The 22,634-nt window shown below is 61.9% G+C and carries 19 protein-coding genes and 3 tRNA genes; 5 read left to right on the top strand and 17 right to left on the bottom strand.

The features are described 5' to 3' along the window. Positions 1–2: 2 nt before the first annotated feature. Positions 3–1,403 carry a TIGR03013 family XrtA/PEP-CTERM system glycosyltransferase gene (locus tag JM946_RS15785; protein ID WP_203168302.1) on the bottom strand — a complete coding sequence of 467 codons (1,401 nt, stop codon included), beginning with the start codon at positions 1,401–1,403 and terminating at the stop codon, positions 3–5. A 158-nt stretch (positions 1,404–1,561) separates the two neighbouring features. Here JM946_RS15785 and JM946_RS31285 point away from each other — a divergent pair, with 158 nt between their 5' ends. After that, a complete protein-coding gene (locus tag JM946_RS31285; protein WP_322110939.1) occupies positions 1,562–1,903 on the top strand; it encodes a bacterioferritin-associated ferredoxin in 342 nt (113 codons plus the stop codon). Between the two features lie 138 nt (positions 1,904–2,041). Beyond that, on the top strand, positions 2,042–2,521 hold the full coding sequence (gene bfr / locus JM946_RS15775) for a bacterioferritin (RefSeq protein ID WP_203168300.1): 480 nt from the start codon (positions 2,042–2,044) through the stop codon (positions 2,519–2,521). A 96-nt stretch (positions 2,522–2,617) separates the two neighbouring features. Here bfr and JM946_RS15770 read toward each other — a convergent pair whose 3' ends face one another. Next, positions 2,618–3,286 (bottom strand): putative Ig domain-containing protein, encoded by a 669-nt coding sequence (locus tag JM946_RS15770; protein ID WP_203168299.1) that lies wholly within the window; start codon positions 3,284–3,286, stop codon positions 2,618–2,620. Between the two features lie 573 nt (positions 3,287–3,859). Here JM946_RS15770 and JM946_RS15765 point away from each other — a divergent pair. Continuing rightward, positions 3,860–5,185, top strand: coding sequence for a class I SAM-dependent methyltransferase (locus JM946_RS15765; protein ID WP_203168298.1), 1,326 nt, complete (start codon positions 3,860–3,862; stop codon positions 5,183–5,185). 37 nt (positions 5,186–5,222) lie between these two features. On the opposite strand, the gene JM946_RS15760 is transcribed toward JM946_RS15765, so the two are convergent. From JM946_RS15760 to JM946_RS15740, 5 genes are all read right to left on the bottom strand, one after another. Then, entirely contained in the window at positions 5,223–6,179 is a 957-nt protein-coding gene (locus JM946_RS15760) for a GDP-mannose 4,6-dehydratase (RefSeq protein WP_203168297.1), read from the bottom strand. A 9-nt stretch (positions 6,180–6,188) separates the two neighbouring features. Continuing rightward, positions 6,189–7,286: a GDP-mannose 4,6-dehydratase gene (gene gmd / locus JM946_RS15755; protein WP_203168296.1), complete on the bottom strand. Its 1,098-nt coding sequence runs from the start codon at positions 7,284–7,286 to the stop codon at positions 6,189–6,191. Between the two features lie 224 nt (positions 7,287–7,510). Beyond that, positions 7,511–8,056, bottom strand: a complete 546-nt coding sequence (locus tag JM946_RS15750) for an RNA polymerase sigma factor (RefSeq protein WP_203168295.1) — start codon at positions 8,054–8,056, stop codon at positions 7,511–7,513. Between the two features lie 471 nt (positions 8,057–8,527). Continuing rightward, on the bottom strand, positions 8,528–8,908 hold the full coding sequence (locus JM946_RS15745) for a FecR/PupR family sigma factor regulator (protein WP_203168294.1): 381 nt from the start codon (positions 8,906–8,908) through the stop codon (positions 8,528–8,530). Positions 8,909–9,089: 181 nt separating this feature from the next. Continuing rightward, positions 9,090–9,764 carry an RNA polymerase sigma factor gene (locus JM946_RS15740; protein WP_203168293.1) on the bottom strand — a complete coding sequence of 225 codons (675 nt, stop codon included), beginning with the start codon at positions 9,762–9,764 and terminating at the stop codon, positions 9,090–9,092. A 317-nt stretch (positions 9,765–10,081) separates the two neighbouring features. Here JM946_RS15740 and JM946_RS15735 point away from each other — a divergent pair, with 317 nt between their 5' ends. After that, on the top strand, positions 10,082–10,612 hold the full coding sequence (locus JM946_RS15735; RefSeq protein ID WP_203168292.1) for an RNA polymerase sigma factor: 531 nt from the start codon (positions 10,082–10,084) through the stop codon (positions 10,610–10,612). Positions 10,613–10,630: 18 nt separating this feature from the next. Here the strand turns inward: JM946_RS15735 and JM946_RS15730 are convergent, their stop codons facing one another. Next, entirely contained in the window at positions 10,631–11,644 is a 1,014-nt protein-coding gene (locus tag JM946_RS15730) for a transposase (protein WP_203168291.1), read from the bottom strand. 489 nt (positions 11,645–12,133) lie between these two features. Between JM946_RS15730 and JM946_RS15725 the strand changes: the two genes are divergently transcribed. Then, positions 12,134–12,823 carry a class I SAM-dependent methyltransferase gene (locus JM946_RS15725; RefSeq protein WP_203168290.1) on the top strand — a complete coding sequence of 230 codons (690 nt, stop codon included), beginning with the start codon at positions 12,134–12,136 and terminating at the stop codon, positions 12,821–12,823. 99 nt (positions 12,824–12,922) lie between these two features. Here JM946_RS15725 and JM946_RS15720 read toward each other — a convergent pair. The 9 genes from JM946_RS15720 to JM946_RS15680 all read right to left on the bottom strand — a co-directional run bounded on the left by JM946_RS15720 (position 12,923) and on the right by JM946_RS15680 (position 22,598). Beyond that, positions 12,923–12,998: transfer RNA gene (locus JM946_RS15720), tRNA-Glu, on the bottom strand. A gap of 19 nt (positions 12,999–13,017) precedes the next feature. Further along, positions 13,018–13,093 (bottom strand) — tRNA-Ala (locus JM946_RS15715). A 103-nt stretch (positions 13,094–13,196) separates the two neighbouring features. Beyond that, a complete protein-coding gene (gene gltX, locus JM946_RS15710) occupies positions 13,197–14,603 on the bottom strand; it encodes a glutamate--tRNA ligase (RefSeq protein ID WP_203168289.1) in 1,407 nt (468 codons plus the stop codon). A gap of 48 nt (positions 14,604–14,651) precedes the next feature. Continuing rightward, a tRNA-Val gene (locus JM946_RS15705) sits at positions 14,652–14,726 on the bottom strand. An 85-nt stretch (positions 14,727–14,811) separates the two neighbouring features. Continuing rightward, a complete protein-coding gene (locus JM946_RS15700) occupies positions 14,812–15,258 on the bottom strand; it encodes a response regulator (protein ID WP_203168288.1) in 447 nt (148 codons plus the stop codon). Between the two features lie 376 nt (positions 15,259–15,634). Continuing rightward, the gene (locus tag JM946_RS15695) at positions 15,635–17,011 is read right to left on the bottom strand and encodes a phosphohexomutase domain-containing protein (RefSeq protein ID WP_203168287.1); all 1,377 of its coding nucleotides are present in this window, start codon (positions 17,009–17,011) and stop codon (positions 15,635–15,637) included. A 60-nt stretch (positions 17,012–17,071) separates the two neighbouring features. Beyond that, on the bottom strand, positions 17,072–18,511 hold the full coding sequence (locus JM946_RS15690) for a mannose-1-phosphate guanylyltransferase/mannose-6-phosphate isomerase (RefSeq protein WP_203168286.1): 1,440 nt from the start codon (positions 18,509–18,511) through the stop codon (positions 17,072–17,074). After that, entirely contained in the window at positions 18,505–19,839 is a 1,335-nt protein-coding gene (locus JM946_RS15685) for a UDP-glucose dehydrogenase family protein (protein ID WP_203168285.1), read from the bottom strand. The genes JM946_RS15690 and JM946_RS15685 overlap by 7 nt, the downstream gene beginning before the upstream one ends. A 797-nt stretch (positions 19,840–20,636) precedes the next feature. Continuing rightward, positions 20,637–22,598: a polysaccharide biosynthesis protein gene (locus JM946_RS15680; RefSeq protein WP_203168284.1), complete on the bottom strand. Its 1,962-nt coding sequence runs from the start codon at positions 22,596–22,598 to the stop codon at positions 20,637–20,639. Positions 22,599–22,634 lie beyond the last annotated feature (36 nt).

Below are 22,634 nucleotides of genomic sequence, written 5' to 3'. Positions count from 1 at the left end.
TCTCAACGTGCGCCTTTCCTCCACACGATCACCTCCACGGTCTGCACCAGGATCGCGAGATAGAACAGCAGACTATGGTTTTTGACGTAGAAAAGATCGTATTGCAGTTTTTCGATGGCGTCCTGCTCCGAGGAGCCGTACGGATAACACAGCTGGGCCCAGCCGGTGATGCCGGGCTTGATGGTGTGGCGCTCGCGATAATACGGGATCCGCTCCTCCAGCTGGCCGACGAATTCCGGACGCTCCGGACGCGGCCCGACGAAGCTCATCTCGCCGCGCAATACATTGAGAATCTGCGGTAGCTCATCGATGCGGGTCAGGCGGATGATCGCGCCGATCGTGGTGACGCGCGAATCGTTCTTGCTCGCCCACTGCGCGCCATCCTTTTCGGCGTCCTCGCGCATGCTGCGAAACTTGAGCAATCGGAACGGGCGGCCGTACTGACCGACGCGCACCTGGCGATAGAAGATGGTGGCCTTGGGACCTTCGGTGATCTTGATGGCCAACGCCGTCAGCACCATCAGCGGCGCGGCCACCACCAGCAGGATCAGACTGGCGACGATGTCGAAGGCGCGCTCCATCGTGTCGTGGATGCGGCCGCGGCCGAAGCCTGCCGAAAAAATCATCCAGCTGGGATTGAGCAGATCCAGGCGCACCTTGCCGGTCTCGCGCTCCAGGAACGTGACCAGCTCCAGGATCTCGACGCCTTCCAGCCGACATTCCAGCAACTGATCCATCGGGAAATGCCGGCGACGATCGTCCATCGCGACCACGATCTCGTCGACCCGATGGCGCTCGCACAAGGTGAGCAGATCGATGTTGGTCGGCAGCTTCTCGGCGCTGGGCACGTCGATGCCTTCGTCGCCATCGGCCGGGACATAGCCGACCACCACGAAACCGCGGCGATCCGAACGTCGACGCAGTCGGGCGATGCTGGCGGCGCGGTGCCCGGAGCCGTACACCAGCACGCGTCGCTTGAACAGATCCTCATCGACCAGGGTGTCGAATACGATGCGCGCGATCACCGAGCCGCCGAAGGCGATCACCAGGCTGATCAGCAGCGCGCCCCGCCCGATGAGCAGCTGCGCCGGAAAGATATAAAACAGGATGGTGATGAACATGCCGCCGCCGATGATGCTGGCGGCGACACGCGCGATCAGACCGACCAGCCGCGAGCGCTGGCGCGAGTTGTACAGCCCCATAGCCGCCATGCTGATGAACAGCACACCGGCGAACACGACGCCCCGCGGCAGCATCGAGCCCAGCATCTCGTCCACCCAAGGCTCCCGCCCGAACAGCAGAAAGGCCGCGGCGTACGGAGCAAAGAAAAAGATCACACCCTCGATGACCGCGAGCACGGCCAGGTGCAGGTGCCAGTAATGTTGGAAAATTCGAATCGCCACGGGTCGCTACGGTGCCCTTATCGCTACTTGTTAGGTTCTGATCGTCCCCAATCGCGGCCGGCTATTGGGCGCGAATTGCTCGCCGCGCACCAGCGGCCGTTAGTCTAGTCGCCCCACCCTCACAGCCGCGTGAAGGCAGTCACAGGGCCTACTGTCAAATGCGGGCGGCAGGTCCCAGACCGAGGACCCGACCGCAATCTGCCCACGCGCTGTCAGACCTGTCATCAATTGACAATCATTCGCATTTGTATTTAGGATGGCCCCACTGTCGCGGCTCATGCAAGGGCCGCTCGGATCGAGAGCCGACCACCATGTACATCTGCGTGTGCCAAGCCATCAGCGATCGCCAGATTCGCGAGGCCGTCGACCAGGGCGCGGGCTCGCTCTTCGAAGTCCAGATGCGCCTGCCGGTCGCCGCCTGCTGCGGCCGCTGCGAGGAATCTGCGCGAGAAGTGATTGAGTCTCATATCGAATCCGCGAATCGTCCGGTCGCCGCCTGAGCAAGGGCGCGTATTCTCGCGGGAATTCGCGCTGCCGTCTCCCCTCTTCCTTCGCTGCGCCGTAGCGCAGTTGCCTCATTCCGCATCGCTCCCCCAAGATTCGCGGCTGACTTCGAATTCATTGGACCAGGAGCGCACATGCAGGGCCACGCAACGGTATTGCGTCATCTCAACAACGTTCTGAAGAACGAGCTGACGGCCATCAACCAGTATTTCTTGCACGCCCGGATGTTCGAGCACTGGGGCCTGAAGAAGCTGGGCGAGCGGACCTACAAAGAGTCCATCGACGAGATGAAGCATGCCGACCGGCTGATCAAGCGCATCCTGTTCCTGGACGGACTGCCCAACCTGCAGGATCTGGGCAAGCTGCTGATCGGCGAGAACGTCGAGGAAGCGCTCAACTGCGATCTGAAGCTGGAGATGCAGGCGCATCCGGACCTGCGCCAGGCCATCGCCGATTGCGAACAGGTGGCCGACTACATCTCACGCGAGCTGTTCGAAGACATCCTCGAGTCCGAGGAAGAGCACATCGACTGGCTGGAGACGCAGCTCGATCTGATCAAGCGGGTCGGCATCCAGAACTACTGCCAGGCGCAGATGGAGACCGACGAAGACTGATCGGCGGGCGCCGATCGTAATCTTTGGCGAAGTGAACGAGGCCTCGGCGACCCAGCACATCCTGGGGCCGAGGCCTCTCGACATCGGCGGCAACGATCAGGTGACGGTCTTGCTCGCCGTGTTGGAGATTTCGCTGGTGGCGCCACGGCTGTTCACCGCGACCACCGCGAAGTACCACGTGCCTGCGCTCAGGTTCTCCACCACGTAGCGATTGATGGACGGATTGTCCAGGTTGACCGTCTGATCGAGATTGCTGAGGCTACGGCCGTAGCGCACTTGGTAGCCCGCGAGATTGCTCAGCGCGCTGCCATCGGCGTTCTGCGTCGGCGGCGTCCACGAGAGCGTGGCGCTGTTGCTGCTCACGTCCGTGACGTTGATGGCGAACGGGCCGAGCTGTGCGCTGGCCGCGCCGTCCGACACCGTGATCGTAATGTTTTCGTACGCGCCCACCTGTGCGGCGGTCGGGGTTCCAGAGATGCGACCGGTCTCGGCGCTGAAGCTGGCCCAGCTGGGAAGATTGGCCACCGTGAAGGTCAGACGATCGCCATCGGCGTCCGTCGCAGCCGGCTGAAAACTATAGGCCTGACCTACGACCGCACTCGCGCCTGGCGTGCCGCTCACGGAGGGCGCGGCGTTGGAGGAGCCGTCCGGCTTCGTGGCGCTGCCGGTGGAAGAGCCGCCATCGCCTCCGCCACAGCCGGTCAGCAGTACGGAAGCCAGGACCAGGCAGCCGGTCAAACAACCCGGAAAGTAAGTAGAACGCATGATTCTCCACTAGTGCCGCTGCCCGCGAGGCTCACCTTGCTTCGCGGTAACTGCTGTAAGTCTTTGATAGCGCCGTTGATATCTGGGAGCTGAGATCTCGCCCGGCGAAGCGTGCGAGAGCATGGCGTAAGAGATAACAAGACCTGTGCCAGCGGCTGAAAGTCTCAGTGGAATCATTCGGTTAGGTGAAAAGCACCGCCCTGCTGACCAGGCCGGGATGACCGAGTGCGTCGCGGATTACTGACAATTTTTGTCCGTCGCACCTGAATGGCCTTGCGTAACACGCTGAATCTGAACGTGAGTTGGCCTTGTAGCTGAACACAGACAGGGTGACGTCGCCTGCCGTGAGATGGCGCCCTAAAGCAGGCCTAAGACAAGGCCGGCGGGCCGGGCGACTGCACAGGCCGGGCGGTCGAGTTTGCTCATCGAAGTGTCTCGCGACAGACCCGGCGGACAAATTCCCCGGCGCTCAACCAGTTCGCTCCTCGCCAGTAGCCGCCTCGAACAATTCTGCGCGAGCGAACGCACCCTTCCCCCCATCAGCCACGGACGCACTGATGCAGTGGAGCGGACATGTATCAACAGATCACCGAGTGTCGCATCTGCAAGAACAAGCAATTGGTGGAAGTTCTCGACCTCGGGGTCCAGGCGCTCACCGGCGTCTTTCCAAAGTCCAGGACGCAGCCGGTCTCCTCCGGGCCGCTCAAACTGGTGAAATGCATCGGCGAGGACGACGTGTGCGGGCTGCTGCAGCTTCAGCATACCTACGACCTCGGCGAGCTCTATGGCGACAACTATGGTTATCGCTCGGGTCTGAACGCGAGCATGGTGGCTCACCTGCAGTCCAAGGTTCGCAGGATTCTCGACCGGGTGACGCTGCCTGCCGACGCACTGATCGTCGATATCGGCGCCAACGACAGCACCACGCTACAGGCGTACCCGGCGCAGGGCTGCACCCTGGTCGGCATCGATCCGACCGCCACCAAGTTCCAGCAGTTCTATCCCGCGCACATTCGACTGATTCCCGAGTTCTTCTCCGCCGCCACCCTGCGACGGCATTTCCCCGATCGCAAAGCTTCGGTGGTCACCTCGTTCTCGATGTTCTACGACCTGGAAGCGCCGCTCGGCTTCATGCGGGAGGTCGCCGAAGTGCTGGACGACGAGGGTGTATGGGTGCTCGAGCAAAGTTATATGCCCACCATGTTGCTCAGGAACTCCTACGACACGGTGTGCCACGAACACCTCGAGTACTACGGCCTGAAACAGATCAAGTGGATGACGGACCGCGCCGACCTGAAGATCGTCGACGTCGAGTTCAACGACATCAACGGCGGCAGCTTCTCGCTGATGGTGGCCAAGCGCGACTCGCGCTATCCCGAGTCCCCGGCGGTCGAACAAATCCTCGATGAGGAAGCGCGCACCGGGTTGCACACGCTGCGGCCGTTCAACGATTTCGCCCGCAATGTCGCGGCCAGCCGAACCACGCTGCGCGCGTTCCTGGACGAGGCCAGGCAGTTCGGCAAGACCATCTGCGCGCTCGGCGCCTCGACCAAGGGCAACGTGCTCTTGCAGTACTGCGGCATCACTCCCGCCGACATTGCGCGAGTCGGCGAAGTCAATCCCGACAAATTCGAAGCCTTCACGCCCGGGACCTTGCTGCCGATCGTCTCGGAGCAGGAAGTCCTCGCGATGCAGCCGGACTACATCCTGGTGCTGCCGTGGCACTTCCGAAATTTCTTTCTGGAGCACGACCGGTTCACCGACCGGAATCTGATCTTTCCGCTGCCACAACTGGAAATGGTGCGCATGACCGGTTCGAAGCGCGACATGTCGAGTTCGCTGCGGCTGGATGCCGGCGCGAACAAGCCGGCGCCCGGGCAACAGCCGCTGGCTCACTGAGCGTAGATCCGCTGGATGGCGCTCGCTACTCGGCCCGCTAAGAGAGCGCCGCGAGGTCCGCGTCCACCATGATCCTGACGAGATCTTCAAATGGAACCGTCGGCCGCCACCCGAGTATCTTGCGTGCTTTGCTAGGGTCTCCGATCCGCGGAACCCTCTCTGCAGCCCGCCGGGCACCGGGATCGACGCGCACATAGTCGCGATAATCGAGGCCGACGTGAGCGAACGCCACGGCGCAGAACTCGCGAACGGAATGACTCTCCCCTGTCGCGACGACATAGTCATCGGCCGACTCCGCTTGCAGCATCAGCCACATGGCGTGCATGTAGTCCGCGGCGTAGCCCCAATCGCGCACGGCGTCCAGATCCCCCAGTTCCAACGAGCTCGCGCTGCCTTTCTTGATCCGCGCCACCGCCATGGAGATTTTTCGAGTGACAAAGTCAGGGCCGCGCCGGGGACTCTCGTGGTTGAAGAGAATGCTCGAACAGGCGAACACGCCGAAGTGTTCTCGATAGCTACGGACCATGCCGTGCGCGAATAGCTTGGCCACGCCGTAAGGATTGATTGGGCGGAACGCCGTCGCTTCGCTTTGCGGCGCTTCGCCGGCGTCCCCGAACATTTCGCTGCTCGAGGCCTGGCAGAAACGCGCCCCCGGACGCACGGTGCGAATCGCCTCCAGGATGCGCGCCACGGCCAGCCCGTTGAAGTCGCCGGTCAACACCGGATCGACGAACAACTGGCGGCTCGATGCGCGCGCGGCCAGGTTGTAGATTTCGTCGGGCCGATAGTCCTCGATGATTCTTCGCAGGAGCGCTTCATCGAGCAGACTGCCGGTGACCAGGTCGATGCGCGTCTTCAGATGATCGATTCGAGAAGTGCGCTCCCCGGCGCCTTCACGCATGAGACCGACGACGCGATAACCGCGATCGAGCAGCAGCTCGGCGAGGTAAGAACCATCCTGACCGTTGATGCCGGTGATGAGCGCTCGCGGCATGCAGGCGCGTCAGGAAGCGATGCGCGAGCCGAACACTGTCGGGAATCCATGGGGCCTGAGCATCTCTTCGCACTCGGCTTCCTTCAGATCCTCGACCATCATCTCGGCCACCAGATCCGTGAAGCTAGTCCGGGGCTTCCATCCCAGCCTCTCGCGCGCTCTGCTGGAATCGCCCAGCAAGGTTTCCACTTCGGTCGGACGGAAATAGCGCGGATCGACGGCAACCACGCAATTGCCGGCACGATCGTAACCTTTCTCTTCGACGCCCTCGCCCACCCATCGCAGCTTGATGCCAACCTTGTCCGCGGCCACTTCGACGAACTCACGAACGCTGCGCTGTTCGCCGGTGGCGACCACGAAGTCCTCCGGAGCTTCCCGCTGCAACATCAGCCACGCGGCCTCGACGTAATCTCTGGCGTGCCCCCAATCGCGCATCGCATTCAAGTTGCCCAGATACAAGCAGTCCTGCAGACCGCATTTGATCCTCGCCAGGGCGCGCGTGATCTTCCGGGTCACAAACGTCTCGCCGCGAATCGGCGACTCGTGGTTGAACAAGATGCCGTTGCAGGCGTACATCTGGTACGCCTCCCGGTAATTGACGGTGATCCAATATGCATACAGCTTCGCCGCCGCATACGGCGAGCGAGGATAGAACGGCGTGGTCTCCTTCTGCGGAATCTCCTGCACCATGCCGAACAACTCGGAGGTGGACGCCTGGTAGAAACGCACCTTCTTTTCCATGCCCAAGATGCGCACCGCCTCGAGAATGCGCAGCGTGCCCAGCGCATCGGAATTGGCGGTGTACTCGGGCTCCTCGAACGAGACCGCCACGTGACTCTGCGCCGCCAGGTTGTAGATTTCATCCGGCTGGGTCTTCTGGATGATGCGCGTCAGGCTGCTGCTGTCCGTCATGTCCCCATAGTGAAGAAACAATCTGGCGTTGGGCTCGTGCGCGTCCAGATATAAATGATCGATGCGATGAGTATTGAACAGCGAGGTGCGGCGTCGCATGCCATGCACGACGTAGTTCTTCTTCAGAAGAAACTCGGCGAGATAGGCGCCATCCTGGCCCGTGATGCCGGTGATCAGAGCGGATTTTTGCTTCATACGACTCAGCCACGCTTCCTTACGACAGCGCCAGTCTTGCTGCTGGCGCGGCGGAGTCAACCGATGTTTGTGCGCGAAGCTCGTTTCATCGCCGGTGCTTGGGTTTTACGCGGATTGCCCGGGCCGTGTCGATCATTCGAAATCGCACGCTGCACGTCGCGCGCCGAAGCCCTCGGAGGCTTCGGCGTTGACTGACGTCGCTCGAGTGGAACCGGGCCCGGAATCTAGACCGACGAGATGACGTCGAGCTCGACGACGCGCAGCTCGCAACGCAATTGAGCATACGCTCGTGCGATGTCCCGCCGCACGATGCGCGGCGTGAGCTTGAGCCGACTGGCGATCTGCTTGTAGGTCAGATCTTCATTGATGTGCAGCATCAGCACATCCCGCTGGCGCGAAGGCAGCTTGCTCACTGCATCCTTGAGTTGCTCGTTGACCAGCGTGTGCTCGACGTGACTGGCGGCCCGCTCGTCGGATTCTCGCTGCAGCAGCTTGAGCCAGGCGTCTTCGGCCGGCCGGCTGTTGCCGGCCCGCTCGTGCCATTCATCCACGACGTTGGCGGCGATGTGAAACAAGTAGCTCTGTGGATACTCCGCCAATGTTTGGTCGCTGTAGCGCGTGAGGCGATCGAACACCTCCTGAGCCACGGCATCCAGATCGGCCGAGGGCACCGACGAGCGGCCCGACAGCCAGCGACGCAGCGATGCGCGCCAGGTTTCGAACCATGAGGACAGGCGGCGCTTGCCGCGCAGGGCAGCGGTGTTGGCCACTCCAACATCACCCAAGGATGCGACCGGCGCCGCAGAGGTGCATGAAGACGATGATTCGCTTGCCACCCTAGATCTCCTCAAGCGAGCTGCATCGAGATCGAACGCCGCTCTCCTTAGCTTGCACTCCGACGTCGCTGCAACGCTGTCGAGCCACTTGGACCATCTCGGCGTCAGTCTTGAGGCCTCTATGTCGTCCGGGATCATCCGGCGTCACCCGGTGGTCATCCGGCGTCCGCGGCGGCCGCATCTCCTTGCCGAGTCGCGCGGCCCTGTGAACGATGTTCAATGTTATACTCTTGTGAATGAACATTGGTCAACCGCTAAGGGCTGCTACTGACGGCCATCGGGCATGCGCGTGGCTCGTTGCCGTAAACACGGCACAGACGCAACGCACCATTGCGCGCGGACGCGATGATGCGCGGATTCAAAAATTTCAGATGGGAATGGGCGCCTCGAAGGACGAGGCCGCGATCAGGGGCAGATGCCGACCAGCTTGGACAAGGCGCGGCTGGCGAAGCCGACCCGAGACAGGCACGTAGACGCGGCGAACGCCCAATGGCGCCACGCCGAACGACGCCGCTCTTCGGAGGGAGACTCTTCCCGCGCGTGCCGCGGGATCAACTCGACGACAGTGGAATCCGACTGCCGCGGACCCGATGGCCCCGTCGGCGGCAGGTCTCCCAGATCGGACCTTCGCAGCAGGCCCTCAAGGGAGGCCAATTCCAGCATCGCCCGCACGTGCGCGGGCGATTGCTTGAGCCAGCGCACGTACTCCAGGCGCTCCCCGCTGGTCATGCCCGCCCTGAGACACACCAGCCATTCAGCGGCCTCTTCGCTGATGATTTTGGACATTCGATTGTGGGGACGGTCAGACATCCGCCTTCCTAGTCATGCGCGATGGATCCGAGTACGCGGCCCTTGTTAGCAGTTCCGGCCTTGGGTCAGATCCGGTGTTGAATCCGGTGCTCGGATCTCCCGCCCCCGCACTGCTAGACCGGACCATGAAACTGAATGACCCGGATGGGCCGCATTGCTACGGTTCACCCGGGGATTCGCGCGGCGGTTTGCGTCCCTTCTTCCGTGAGCCGTGCGCGACGTCGGAAGCACTCAGGTCACATCGCAGTTCCGCGTACGCGCGGGCGATATCTCGCCGCACCACGCGCGGAGTCAACTTGAGCTGGATGGCGATTTGCTTGTACGTCAGATCCTCTCTTATATGAAGCAGCAGAACCTGCCTCTGGCGCGGCGGCAGTCGGCTGACCGCGCGGCGCACATAGGCATTCACCAGGTCGTGCTCGACTGAGCTCTCGGGCTCCGCATCCGGCTCGATCTGCAGGTCGGCCAGCCACACATCGTCATGCGGCAGGCTGTTTCGCGCGCGCTCGCGCCATTCGTTGACGACGTTGGTGGCGATCCGGAAAAGATAGCTTTGCGGATACTCCACCACCGCATCGTCGCTGTAGCGTAACAAGCGCAGAAACACCTCTTGCGCCACGTCGTCGAGATCCGCCGCCTGAATCGACGAGCGGCTCGACAACCAGCGTTTCATCGCGCCCCGCCAGACCTCGAACCATTTGGTCAGTCGCTCGTTGCGACTGGCCATGCGCGCGGCGGACGACTCTTCACCCGTGATTGGAATCTCATCCGTGGCCTCGGTGACCTGCGCGTCGGGCTCCGCCTCGAGGCGACGTTGTGCCTGGCCGCTCACGTGCGCAGCACCATGTGGCGCCCACGGGGCAGTCGATTCGTCAACAAGCCAGCGATCAGTAACATTTTCCTATCCCCCGTTCATTCACTTACTTATGTGCAGGGCTGTCCTTGCCGTTTGATGCAGTCCCACTCAATAAGGAAGCTGTGTTGATTAGCTTGTCGGAAACAACGGCAAAAAGTCGGTAATGAATTTGTCACTTTGTCGCCAACTCACATACAAATGTTCTTTGCAGCAAAGCTCGCGCGGAGCGCGCGTCATTTTGTCGAGTCAACGATTTGCTAGCGGTCACTGCGTCTCGGCGCAGGTGATGCAGAATGGCAACGAACGCAAGTGATCTGGCCCTGCGGGGGCACGGTTTCGATTTCGGCGCCTCGTCATTTCGGGACTATGACAAGCACCTGCACCGCTATTTGGCGCACCGCCTCGGGCCGCAGGACGCGGAGGATCTGGCGCAAGAGGTCTATCTTCGGCTGCTGCGGATGGATGGCGAGAAATGCGTGCAGAAGCCGCTCGCATATATATATGGCATCGCCTCCCACCTGGTCGCCGATTACCGCACCGATTCGCGGCGACAGCGCGAGCTGCTCAGAGACGAGAAAGAAGAGAATCCAGAGGAAGGCTGGGAGACGACGGACGAACTGGCCGAACGACTCAATCTGCAACAACAACTCGAGCGCGCGCTCGCTCGACTCCCGCGAACGCAGGCAATGGTGCTACTCGCGCACAAGCACCGCGGTCTCTCTTATGAGGAGGTTGCCGCGGAGCTCGGGCTCAGCATCCACACCGTCGAGAAGTACATCACCCAAGCCAAAGCCCGCATTCGGACCATGACTTGGGAGCGTTAGCCTTCTCGATCCATTGCGTCAATACATGGCGTCCTGGTCGCGACTGCCGGCATGCGCGGTATGTTGAGCGACTTCGCCGAATTCATCCTCCGTCATGTCGTAGCCCGACGGCGTGAGCGGCAGTAAGTGAGTGAACGCATCGAGCTTGAACAGGTCCGGCTGCCGCTTTCGATACGAGGTGATGGTCTTCGACAGCGTCGAAGACACGCGCCCGAGATATCGAGAGATCTCCGCCAGGGTCGCAATGCCGCGCACCGTTGCGTGCCAGGCAATGACTGCGCGAGCAAGCGCCAGCTTCCGCAGTCGCGACTTCGACAACACATCTTCACGCGACACATCCAGCATGCGACACACATGACGCGTGATTTGATCGGATGTCATGCGGGCTGCGCGCTTGGGGCGATGGCCGGCGAGCTCCGCCAGCTCCGGCCCGCCGAGAATGCCCGGCGTCTTGGGCATGCCACGCTCGACCATACTGATCACCTGCGCCGTCGGCGCCTGCGCCATTAACGTCTGGTAAGCCTGCGCCTGCTCATCTCTCTTGCCGAGCAAGCGGCGCGTCGTGCCACAGTGCACCCATGGGATTTCTCGCGTGTTTGCATACGCATGATGACTCGAGTACTGAAATTCATCCGGCGTCGCCGCCAGGCCCTTCAGCACGGGAACGTAGTGAATGTAATGTATGACATTGGTCAGATACGCCTTCGGATCGACGATCACCGCGTCGTAACGCACCTGAAAGAGATGACCGCGCTCGCCAAGACGGCGTTGAATGCCGCGGGCATACCGGCTCTTCAGCCACTGCATGAAATGCCCCAGAGAAATCTCATCGATCTGCACGGCCAGATATACAGCTTCCGTCGTCCAGCAATAGGCATGCACCCGTGCACCGGTACTGCGCAGCGCTGCTTGCAATACCGACTCGAACAGCTCGTAGTCTTCGGGCTGCGAGAAGATCGGCCGCTGTTTGGTGCCGCGCTGAACCACATGATACGTTCCACCGGGAACGTGAATGCGTCGGCGATAAGACATTGTTAACTCTCCTTTAGGAACGTTCCATCAACCGCATGGGCGGTTTGACCTATGGGTGCCAGCAATGCGTTTTGTTTGTTTCTTCAAGCTCGGTCACAGCATTCACCAGCCCGGCCACTATTGATATGGCATCGGCTCAGCCCCGCGATTCTTGGGCATAGTGGCAGTAGGTCACAGCAAGGTTATTTGTTTGTTTGATTCGCGTCGCGTGAGAGTCGCGCATTTGTCCGCAGGACGCGGACGATCATCCATCGCAAAGCGTACTTATTGGATGCACAGAAGTGATGCTGGCCGCTTCAATCCGGAGCGAATGTCGTGCAGCGACACACGGCAGAATGCGGCGAGCAGCCGACACTCCCTGCGATCGCAATCGTGTTTGCATCGAATGCACCGGCTGACACTCGCAGCACGCCGAAAAACCGAGAGATCGTTGCGTGCGAATTTACACAGCTGTACGCGCTAGCCTACTTTGCTAGACTCGCCACCCCGATGGACGAACTAATCGTCGCCGACGATCCTCTGTTCAGACCTGTGGATATCCACGCGCGGGAGCTATACCGGTTCCAACGTGCTTTCGAAGCAACCCAGCGGCCGACGGGAAAGAAGATTCTGGATATCGGCGCCTATCCGGGCACCGCGTTCAAGGTGTTTGGTCAGCACAACCAGTACCAGTCGTTCGGCATCACCCAAAGCGACTATTTCAGCGAGTTCCTGCGCCGAAACGCGATCGTTCACATCAACGAAAGCATCGAGTCGTACCGCGCCCCCAGCGACGCCGATATCATTCTGTTCATGGAGATCATCGAGCACCTGCGCCAGCCGCTGCGAGCGCTGCAGAACCTGCGAGCCATCGCCAAGCCGGGAGCCCTGATCTACGTCACCACCAACAATGCGTCGTATTACGGATACATTCTCAAGCTGATCTTCGGCCGCAATCCGCTCGACAGCATCGCCAGCGAGGCCAGCGACTACCCGGGACACACTCGCTATTACGGACTGCACGAACTGATGACGGAAATGAGCCGCGCGGGATTCGAGATCGTCTCGGGGCGGCATTTGAACCTGCTTCCCGCCGTGCGCTTCTACCGCAATCGGGCCTTTGCCGCCGTAAAGAATTCTATCGGCGCGGTGGTGCCCGCTCGATACGCTACCCACATAGAAATCGTGGCGCGAGCTTGAGTTGAGGGCTTCGGTGAGAGGAGACCTGCTGATTGCTCGATCGTAGATCGAGGCGCCCGACGCCCACTCTGGCTACTGCCTTGCGCAGCAGCCAGAAGATGGCGTCCCCACGGGGATTCGAACCCCGGTTACTACCGTGAAAGGGTAATGTCCTAGGCCTCTAGACGATGGGGACGCGGTAAGACGTCGGGACTTGGTGGAGCTAGCCGGGATCGAACCGGCGACCTCTTGCATGCCATGCAAGCGCTCTCCCAGCTGAGCTATAGCCCCACGCGAGAGGCGCGCAATGTAGGGAAGCGGCACCGAGCTGTCAAGGATTGCTGCTTGATTTCCTGTTCCGCCCTCCTTTTTTGGCGAGATTCCTGACTATGTATCAGCCGCCCGACGCACGTGCGTAAGCCAAAGCCCGCTCCAGCCGCGACAGCGTCACCTCACGACCGAGCACTTCGAGCGTCACGTCGATGGGCGGCGACACCGTGCCACCGGATACAGCGACGCGAATCGGCTGGGCCACCTTGCCCATACCCACCCCCAGCTCCGTGGCCGTCTGATTCACTACGTCGTGCAATGAGCTGGCCGTCCACGTCTGCAGGTCCGAGAGCTTCTTCAGCACGGCCTCGAGCGGACCGGCCGCCTCGGCAGCGAGATTCTTCTTTGCCGCCTTCTCGTCGTACGCAGTCACGTCCTCGAAGAAGAAGACACTGTTCTGCGCCATCTCCTTGAGGGTCTTGGCGCGCTCCTGCTGAGCCTTGGCGACAGCCGCCAGCCTGGCGTCGTCGCTCACAGTGACGCCAAGCGCTGCGAGCTGCGGCTTCAGGTAGTGCGCGAGCCGTTCCGGCGTCGCGCGCATGATGTGCTGCTGATTCAGCCACAGCAGCTTGTCGGGATTGAACGCCGACGCCGACTTGTTCACATCCTTGATGTCGAACAGCTGCGTCATCTCCTCCATCGAGAACACTTCCTGGTCGCCATGCGACCAGCCGAGGCGCACCAGATAGTTGAGCAGCGCCTCGGGCAGAAAGCCGTCCTCGCGATACTGAAGCACGCTCACTGCGCCATGACGCTTCGACAGCTTCGCGCCATCCTGCCCCAGGATCATCGGAACGTGCGCGTACAGAGGAATCGGCGCGCCGAGCGCCCTGAGCATGTTGATCTGGCGAGGCGTGTTGTTAAGGTGATCGTCGCCGCGAATGACGTGCGTGCACTTCATGTCGCTGTCATCGACGACCACGCAGAAGTTGTACGTGGGCGTGCCATCGGAGCGCGCAATGATCAAATCATCGAGCTCCATGTTGTCGAACACCACGTTGCCGTGGATTGCGTCCTCGACCACTACGCTGCCTTCGAGCGGATTCTTGAAGCGCACCACTGGCGACACGCCGGGCCGCGGCTCGGTGCGATTGCGACAGGTGCCGTCGTAGCGCGGCTTCTGTTTGGCCGCGAGCTGACGGTTGCGCATCTCCTCCAGCTCCTCCTTGGAGCAATAGCAGTGATACGCGTGCCCGGCCTGCAGGAACTGGCCAATGACTTCGCGATATCGATCCATTCGCCGGGTCTGGTAGAACGGGCCTTCATCGGCGGTGAGGCCAAGCCATTCCATGCCGTCGAGGATCACTTGCGTAGCTGCGTCGGTGGAGCGCTCGCGGTCGGTGTCTTCGATGCGCAGGATGAACACGCCGCCATGGCGACGCGCATACAGCCAGGAGAACAGCGCCGTCCGAACGCCGCCGATATGCAGCAAGCCCGTGGGACTGGGAGCGAAACGAGTACGGATGGCCATGGCTGCTCATCGGCCATGGCGCCGGTCTTCCATCCGAATCGTAGGGAGTGGTGGGCGGTACAGGGATTGAACCTGTGACCCCTGCCGTGTGAAAGCAGTGCTCTACCGCTGAGCTAACCGCCCGATGCCGGCCCCACGAACCGTCTTATGGTTTGAAGGGGCGCGTAGTTTAGGGATGACGATGCGCGCGGTCAAATCATGTCACGCATCAGGTCACTTGGAACGGCGGCGGTCGGTTCAGCATGACCCAATATAGCCCCAGGCTGCTGACCGCTTCGACAAATGCCCCGAATTCGACCGGCTTGCGCACGTAACTGTTGGCGCCGAGATTGTAGCTGGCGATCACATCGGCGTCCTGGCTCGAGGATGTCAGCACCACCACCGGCAGATTGCGGGTCCGCTCGTCGGCGCGCAGCCGTTTCAACACGCCGAGTCCGTCGAGCTTGGGCAGCTTCAGATCCAGCAGGATCACGGTGGGCGCGTTCATCACATCGCGGCTGGCGTACTGACCGGTGCCGAACAGATACTCGATCGCTTCCACCCCGTCGCGCACCACCACGATGTCGTGCGCGAGATTGTTCTTGCGCAGGCTGAGCAGCGTCAGTTCCTCGTCGTCCGGGTTGTCCTCGACCAGCAGGATGTAGCGCTCGCTCATTGCTGCCCCTTGGCAATGCTGAAAAACACCGTCGCTCCGCGATCCAGCGCGGCCTCGGCCGGAGCGATACGCATCCGCATCGGGATCGCGCGCGTCCACCGACAGGTCCCCCTGCCGCCGCTTTGATTCACCCGCGTGACTTGGCCCAGCCCCAGCGAGTCATCGATCAAATTCGACTTGTGTGCGTACCGGCCAGTACGCGATCGATGCAGCGGCGAGCGTCCGCAATGATCGTCTCGTAACGCCGGTCGCCCAGCAAGCCGGTAAACCCCGCTATGAAGCGCCAAGGGTCCTCGCAGTTGCTGGGCGCCCGGCCGAGTCGACGCCGGTCGCGGCGGAGGTGAAATCGCCTACCCCGGCGCCGCCCACGGAACGATCAGTGAGCTTCTTCCCCACCGATCATCTGCAGCAACTCTGCAGTGCGAGACTTCATCAGCGCCTCGTCCCCGCGGCTCTCCACGTTCAAGCGGATCAGCGGCTCGGTGTTGGATGAGCGCAGATTGAAGCGCCAGGTGTCGAACTCGATGGAAAGACCGTCGGTGAAGTCGACCGATTTCGCGCCCGGCTGGTACCGCTCCTGTACGCGGGCGATGGTGGCCTTGGCGTCGGCCACTTTGCGATTGATCTCGCCGCTGGCCGGATACTTGGCGATGCGCTCGCCGACCAGCTGCGACAGGCTCTTGCCACTGTCGCAAATGATCTGCGCCACCAGCAGCCAGGGGATCTGGCCGGTGTCGCAGTAACCGAAGCGACGGAAGTAATGATGCGCGCTCATCTCGCCGCCATACACCGCGTCCGCCTCGCGCATCACGTCCTTCATGAAGGCATGGCCGGACTTGGACATCACGGCCTTGCCGCCGAGCGACTCGACCATATCGGTGGTGGCCCAGGTCAGTCGCGGATCGTGCACGATGCGCGCGCCCTGCTCCTGCTTCAGGAATACCGAGGCGAGCAGGCCCACGATGTAATAACCCTCGATGAAGCTGCCGTGCTCGTCGAACAGGAAACATCGATCGTAGTCGCCGTCCCAGGCCACGCCGCAGTCCGCTTTGTGTTGCTTGATGGCCTCGATGGTGGCCAGGCGGTTCGCTTCCAGCATGGGGTTCGGCACGCCGTTCGGGAAGCTGCCGTCGGGCTGATGGTTGATCTTGATGAACTCGAACGGCAGGTGCGGCTCGAGCTGATCCACGATCAGGCCGGCGCCGCCGTTGCCGGCGTTCACCACGATCTTGAGCGGCTTGAGCCTCGACTTGTCGAGGTACGACAGCAGGTGCTCGATATATTTTCTGCTCACATCCAGCACGTGGCGCGTGCCCTGCCTGGCGGGCGGCGAGTACGCGTTCGCTTCGGCGATGCGCTGGATGTCCTTCAACCCCGTATCGCCGCTGATCGGCCGCGACTGCTCGCGCACGAACTTCATGCCGTTGTAGTCCGGCGGATTGTGGCTGGCGGTCACCATCACGCCGCCGTCCATGCCTTCACTGAAGGTCGCGAAGTACACGACCTCCGTGCCGCACAGGCCGATGTCGTAAACATCCACGCCGGAATCGAGCAGGCCGCGCGTCAACGCGGCGCACAGCTCCTCGCTGGACTTGCGAATGTCGCGGCCCACGACCACGCGCTTTGGCTTGAGAAACTCCGCGTACGCACGGCCGATGCGATAGGCCACGTCGGGATTGAGCTCGGTCGGGATTCGGCCGCGATAGTCATAGGCCTTGAAGCCCACAATAGCGGAGGACGGGGTGGCGGACATGCACGTTCCTTTGTTTTCGATGCGTGATCGGGCGAAGAGTGAGTCGAACGATGGGGTCAGCTATTTCTCGCCTTCACGGCCGTAGCGATCCTCGAAACGCACGATGTCGTCCTCACCCAGGTAGCCGCCCGACTGCACCTCGATGATGTGCAGCGGGATCTTGCCCGGGTTCTCGATGCGGTGCTTGGTGCCCAGCGGAATGTAGGTCGACTGATTTTCCTCCAGCAGAAAAACCTCGTCGCCCCGCGTGATCCGCGCGGTGCCCGACACCACGATCCAGTGCTCGGCACGGTGATGATGCAGCTGCAACGACATGGACGCGCCCGGTTTCACCGACAGGCGTTTCACCTGGAAGCGCTGGCCGTGATCGATGCTGTCGTAACTGCCCCAGGGCCGAAACACTTCCCGATGCAAGGAAGTTTCGTAGCGACCCTGCTTCTTCAACTGATTGACCAGTTCCTTCACATCCTGCACGCGGCTCTTGGGCGCCACCAGCACCGCGTCCTTGGTCTCAACCACCACGTGGTCTTTCAGGCCGACCGCCGCCACCAGACGACTGGTCGAGTGCAGATAGTTGCCGTTCGAATCGGCGGTGAGCACGTCGCCCAAGGTGACATTGCCTTCCTCATCGGCCGGAATGGCCTCATGCAACGCCGACCACGAGCCCACGTCGCTCCAACCCGCATCCAGCGGCACGACCACGCCGTGCTTGGTCTTTTCCATCACCGCATAGTCGAACGAATCGCTCGGGCACGCGCCGAACTCCTTGGTCGGCAGGCGCGTGAAATCCAGATCGCGCTTGGCGGCCGTGACCGCCTGCGCACAGGCTTCGTAGATCTTCGGCGACAGCTCGCGCAGCTCGTTCAAAACAGTCGAGGCTCGGAACAGGAACATGCCGCTGTTCCAGAAATATTCCTGCGACGCCACGTAGGACTGCGCCGTGGCGAGATCGGGCTTCTCGACGAAGCGATCGATGGCGTACGCCGGCCCTGCCCCGTTGACCCGCTTGATGTAGCCGTAGCCGGTCTCGGGCTTGTTCGGCACCACGCCGAAAGTGACGAGCTTGCCCTCGGCCGCCGCTTTGCGGCCGATGTCCAGAGCGGCGCGAAACGCCTTCACGTCGCGAATGACGTGATCGGCCGGCAGGATCAACAGCAGAGGATCGCTTTCCGGCGTCTTGGCGCCATTCGGCGCCTCGGAAACGGCGACCATCGCAGCCACCGCCACCGCCGGCGCCGTGTTGCGGCCCACCGGCTCGAGCACGATGGCCTGCGGCTTGATGCCCGCTTCAAGCACCTGCTCGGCCACCAGGAAGCGGTGGCTCTCGTTGCACACCACGACCGGCGCGCTCAGCCCTTCGACTCCGGCGACCCGCGCCAGCGTTTCCTGCAGCATGGTCCCCTTGCCGACCAGGGGCAGCAGCTGCTTCGGATACAGCTCGCGCGACAGCGGCCACAGGCGCGTGCCCGAACCGCCAGAAAGAATCACGGGAATCAACATACGCTGTCACCTCGCCCAATGGCGTAGTACTTCAATCCAAATCGTTTGACGAAGGCCGGGTCGTACAGATTACGGCCGTCGAAGATCACTTTCCTGCTCAGCTGCGAGGCGATCAGGTCGAAATCGGGGCTGCGGAATTCCTGCCACTCGGTGGCGATCGCCAGCGCGTCGGCGCCTTGCAGCGCCTCGTTGGCCGACTTCACCAGTTGCAGATCGGCGCGCTCGCCGTAGATACGATGCACTTCTTCATGCGCCACCGGGTCGTAGGCGCGCACCCTGGCGCCCGCCGCCCACAAGGCCTCGAGCAGCGTGCGGCTCGGCGCCTCGCGCATGTCGTCGGTATTGGGTTTGAACGCCAGACCCCACAACGCCACCGTCTTACCGGCCAGATCGTCGTTGAAGAATGTGCGCATTTTCTCGAACAGCACCGTCTTCTGACGCTTGTTGACCGCCTCGACCGCATTCAACAGCTCGGCATTGAACTTGTGGTCCGAGGCGCTGCGCGACAGGGCCTGCACGTCTTTCGGGAAACAGGAACCGCCATAGCCCATGCCCGGATAAATAAAGTGATAGCCGATGCGCGGATCCGAGCCGATGCCCTGGCGGACCTTCTCGATGTCGGCGCCCATGCGCTCGGCCAGGTTGGCGAGCTCGTTCATGAAACTGATCTTGGTCGCGAGCATGGCGTTGGCAGCGTACTTGGTCAGCTCCGAGGAACGCACGTCCATCACGATCATGCGCTCGCGGTTGCGGGTGAAAGGGTCGTACAGCGCCTTGAGCAACTCGGCCGTGCGCGGGTTGTCGGTGCCGACCACGATTCGGTCCGGTTTCATGAAGTCGTTGATCGCCGCGCCCTCTTTGAGGAATTCGGGGTTGGAGACCACGTCGAATTCGAACTGCGCGCCGCGGGCCTCCAGGGTCGCGTTGATCTTGGCCTTGACCTTGTCGGCGGTGCCCACCGGCACCGTGGACTTGGTGACCACCACGCGATATTCGCCAATGTTTTTACCGATGGTTTCAGCCACCGCCAGCACGTACTTCAGGTCGGCCGAACCGTCCTCGTCCGGCGGCGTGCCGACCGCGATGAACTGAAACAGGCCGTGCTTGACCCCTTCCACCGCATCGGTAGTGAAATTGAGGCGGCCGGCCGCCAGATTCTTCCGCAGCAGGTCGTCCAGGCCCGGCTCGTAGATAGGCGACTCGCCGCGCTTCAGTCTCTCGACCTTGCGTTCGTCCACATCCACGCACAGAACGTTGTTGCCGACCTCGGCCAGGCAGGCTCCGGTCACGAGGCCCACGTAACCGGAGCCGAAAATGGTCAAACGCATGGCGATAACTCGCTGGACTCAAAGGAAAAATGGCCGGGGAGCTTAACGGACCCGGTAGGTAGGGTAAAGCAGTCGGCGAGCACCTACAGTTCCCCCGAAATATTGCATAACCTGAAAATATTTCAGCAAATCCTCCCCGGCTGCGAGGGTAAATCGTCTCGTTTGTCGCTTTACTTAGTAGGAACAGCAGCTTCGCCACGGACGACGAGGGCTGCCCCAAGGAAGCGCGAGCCGTGCAGGGACGCACGCGACGGTCGAAAGTCGACAGGATGTCGGTGTTCGGCACGTTACTGCTACGGAACGAGCAGGCTCGCAACTCTTCCTGAAGTCGCCTTCGCGCTGCTCCCACGGCAGAAGACGACACTCATAAGGAAAGTGAGTCACCAAGAACAGGATGTAGCCCGCGTGAGCACGAGGTCGTGTGCCAGGGAGGCCAGGCGGACGTGCAAAGCGCATCACCCCACTCAGTCCGCCGCGGGTCGTTAACAGCGACCCGCGGCGACTAAATTCCCAGCCAAGCTACTGAAGCCCGACCTGCGCCGCGCTATCGACAGCGCGAACCGGGTAACCGTGCGTGTGCTCCGCGCAGAAGAGCGAAAGAACCACGGAGCACATCCTGTGCTCCGTGGGGAGACCCAGGTTTCCCTGAGGATCGTCCGGCGGGAGTGGGGAGGACCGGACGGCGGGCATTCCCTTGCCCTGGCGGAGATCATGCCTCGGGGCAAGGGTGGGCAAATCTGCAGTTAAACGACGAGTTCAGCCAGAAATGGCGCGTTGTTCGCTGCGCGACGGATGTTTCAATGGCCGGTTGGTGAATGCGGCGGCGTGGTCCCGCGCACGCGCCTCTGCAGCGGCGTGACATTGCTTGCCTCGCCCGGCGCCATCACCGCCCTGTGCTCCCACACCAGATCTTTGATGTCGGTCGTAGGCTTGTATTCGGCCACGGTCTGCATCAGCAGCTGACGGGCTTTATCACAATCGAAATGGTTCAGCGCCACCGACAGCTCATCGAGCACTTGCCGGATCTGCGGCCACGGCAACGAATGCTCCATCGCGCGCATGATCATCGAGTGCTCGGTGCCTGTGACGTTGGTGCCGATCAGCAGTTCCTCGCGCAACTTCTCCGCCGGCCGCAATCCGGTGTAGACGATCTCGATATCGCCTTCCGGATTCTCCTCGTCGCGCACGGTGCGTCCCATCAGGTTGATCATGCGTTTGGCCAGATCGGCGATGCGCACCGGCTTGCCCATGTCGAGCACGAACACATCGCCGCCCTGGCCCATCGAGCCTGCCTGCAACACCAGCTGCGCCGCTTCCGGGATGGTCATGAAATATCGACTGACCTCCGGATGCGTCACCGTCACCGGTCCGCCACGCGAGATCTGCTCACGAAACAGCGGCGCCACCGAGCCGGAGGAGCCGAGCACGTTGCCGAAGCGGACGATGCAGAAGCGAGTGGGCGCGGCGGGAGTCTGCAGCGCCTGCAGCACCAGCTCCGCGAAACGTTTGGTGGCGCCCATCACGCTAGTGGGATTCACCGCCTTGTCAGTCGAGATCAGAATGAAAGTTTCGACCCGGGTTTCCAGCGCCGCTTCGGCTGCCCTCCAGGTCCCGAAGATGTTGTTGTGAATGCCTTCGAAGACGTTCTGCTCGACGATCGGCACGTGTTTATAGGCGGCGGCGTGATAGATGGTCTGCACCGAGTAAAGATGCAGCACTTCCCTGAAGCGCCGCGTCTGATGCACATCGCCCAGCAAGGCGACGAAATCCACCTCCAAGCTCTCCAACGCGAGCAGTGCGCGCAACTCGCGCTCGATGTTGTATAGCGCGAGTTCCGAAATCTCGTAGAGCAGCAGCCTCGCAGGCTGCAGGCGCACGATCTGTCTGCACAGCTCCGCGCCGATGGAGCCGCCTGCGCCCGTCACCAGAACGACCTTGGCGCGAATACATGCATCCAGCAGCCGCGCGTCCGGCGGCACCGGATCGCGGCCCAGCAGATCGCCCGGATGCACATCGCGCACATCTTCGACCTTGGCGGTGCCGGAAAGAATGTCCTCGTGATCCGGCACGGTTTGCACGAGCAGGCACAACGGTTCGATGGATTTCAGAATCTCCTGGCGGCGACGACGCGTCAACGACGGCAGCGCCAGCAAGACCGCCTGGACGCCTTCGTCGCTCACCAGTTTCGGCAGCGCCGAGCGGGCGAAAACTTCCAGGCCGAGCACGATGCTGCCGTGAAGGCTCGGGTTGTCGTCGATGAATCCGACCGGCTGATAGCGCCCGGTCTGTGACAACGAAGCGGCCAGCAACTGCCCCGCTTCACCCGCGCCGTAAATCACCACTCGTGGCGATCCCGTATAGACGCGATAGTTGAGGAGCGTTCGAGCAATGTAGCGGGTCCCGCCCACATAGATGAGCGCGAACGCCCAATAGATGGGCAGCGCCGAGATCGGCACGGCGCTCGACGGCCAGATGAGCATCACGATCGCCAGCAACGCGACCGATGCGGTCACGCCCGTGGTCACGGCAACGATCGCGCGATGCCCCAGGTACCGCAGCGCTGCGCGGTACAGGCCCATTTGAAAAAACACCGGGACACTGGTGAGCAGCAGCGCTGCGTAAATCCATGCCACCCCTGCTCCAGGGTGTTGTGAGCTTCCGCCGCCCAAGGTCACCGCAAGCCAGAAGACCAGCGGAATGCCGAGCACATCCGCCGTCAACATCACCAGCCGTTTGTTGGTGCGGGACAGGTTCCTCACGTCACGGAGCCCTCGCTGCGGGTGAGCCGCGCGAGC

It is taken from the genome of Steroidobacter gossypii (assembly GCF_016801985.1).
Taxonomy (GTDB): Bacteria; Pseudomonadota; Gammaproteobacteria; order Steroidobacterales; family Steroidobacteraceae; genus Steroidobacter; species Steroidobacter gossypii.
Note: the sequence above shows the minus strand (reverse complement) of the source record. Positions and strands in the feature narration are given on the sequence as shown.

Bases quoted from the DNA above. Each gene is read 5' to 3' on its own strand.
- gmd (WP_203168296.1), bottom strand. From the start codon at position 7,286: ATGAAGCAAAAATCCGCTCTGATCACCGGCATCACGGGCCAGGATGGC.
- bfr (WP_203168300.1), top strand. From the start codon at position 2,042: ATGCAGGGCCACGCAACGGTATTGCGTCATCTCAACAACGTTCTGAAG.
- JM946_RS15685 (WP_203168285.1), bottom strand. From the start codon at position 19,839: ATGCGTTTGACCATTTTCGGCTCCGGTTACGTGGGCCTCGTGACCGGA.
- JM946_RS15745 (WP_203168294.1), bottom strand. From the start codon at position 8,908: ATGTCCAAAATCATCAGCGAAGAGGCCGCTGAATGGCTGGTGTGTCTC.
- JM946_RS15770 (WP_203168299.1), bottom strand. From the start codon at position 3,286: ATGCGTTCTACTTACTTTCCGGGTTGTTTGACCGGCTGCCTGGTCCTG.
- gltX (WP_203168289.1), bottom strand. From the start codon at position 14,603: ATGGCCATCCGTACTCGTTTCGCTCCCAGTCCCACGGGCTTGCTGCAT.
- JM946_RS31285 (WP_322110939.1), top strand. From the start codon at position 1,562: ATGCGGGCGGCAGGTCCCAGACCGAGGACCCGACCGCAATCTGCCCAC.
- JM946_RS15735 (WP_203168292.1), top strand. From the start codon at position 10,082: ATGGCAACGAACGCAAGTGATCTGGCCCTGCGGGGGCACGGTTTCGAT.
- JM946_RS15725 (WP_203168290.1), top strand. From the start codon at position 12,134: ATGGACGAACTAATCGTCGCCGACGATCCTCTGTTCAGACCTGTGGAT.
- JM946_RS15730 (WP_203168291.1), bottom strand. From the start codon at position 11,644: ATGTCTTATCGCCGACGCATTCACGTTCCCGGTGGAACGTATCATGTG.
- JM946_RS15695 (WP_203168287.1), bottom strand. From the start codon at position 17,011: ATGTCCGCCACCCCGTCCTCCGCTATTGTGGGCTTCAAGGCCTATGAC.
- JM946_RS15760 (WP_203168297.1), bottom strand. From the start codon at position 6,179: ATGCCGCGAGCGCTCATCACCGGCATCAACGGTCAGGATGGTTCTTAC.
- JM946_RS15765 (WP_203168298.1), top strand. From the start codon at position 3,860: ATGTATCAACAGATCACCGAGTGTCGCATCTGCAAGAACAAGCAATTG.
- JM946_RS15700 (WP_203168288.1), bottom strand. From the start codon at position 15,258: ATGAGCGAGCGCTACATCCTGCTGGTCGAGGACAACCCGGACGACGAG.
- JM946_RS15690 (WP_203168286.1), bottom strand. From the start codon at position 18,511: ATGTTGATTCCCGTGATTCTTTCTGGCGGTTCGGGCACGCGCCTGTGG.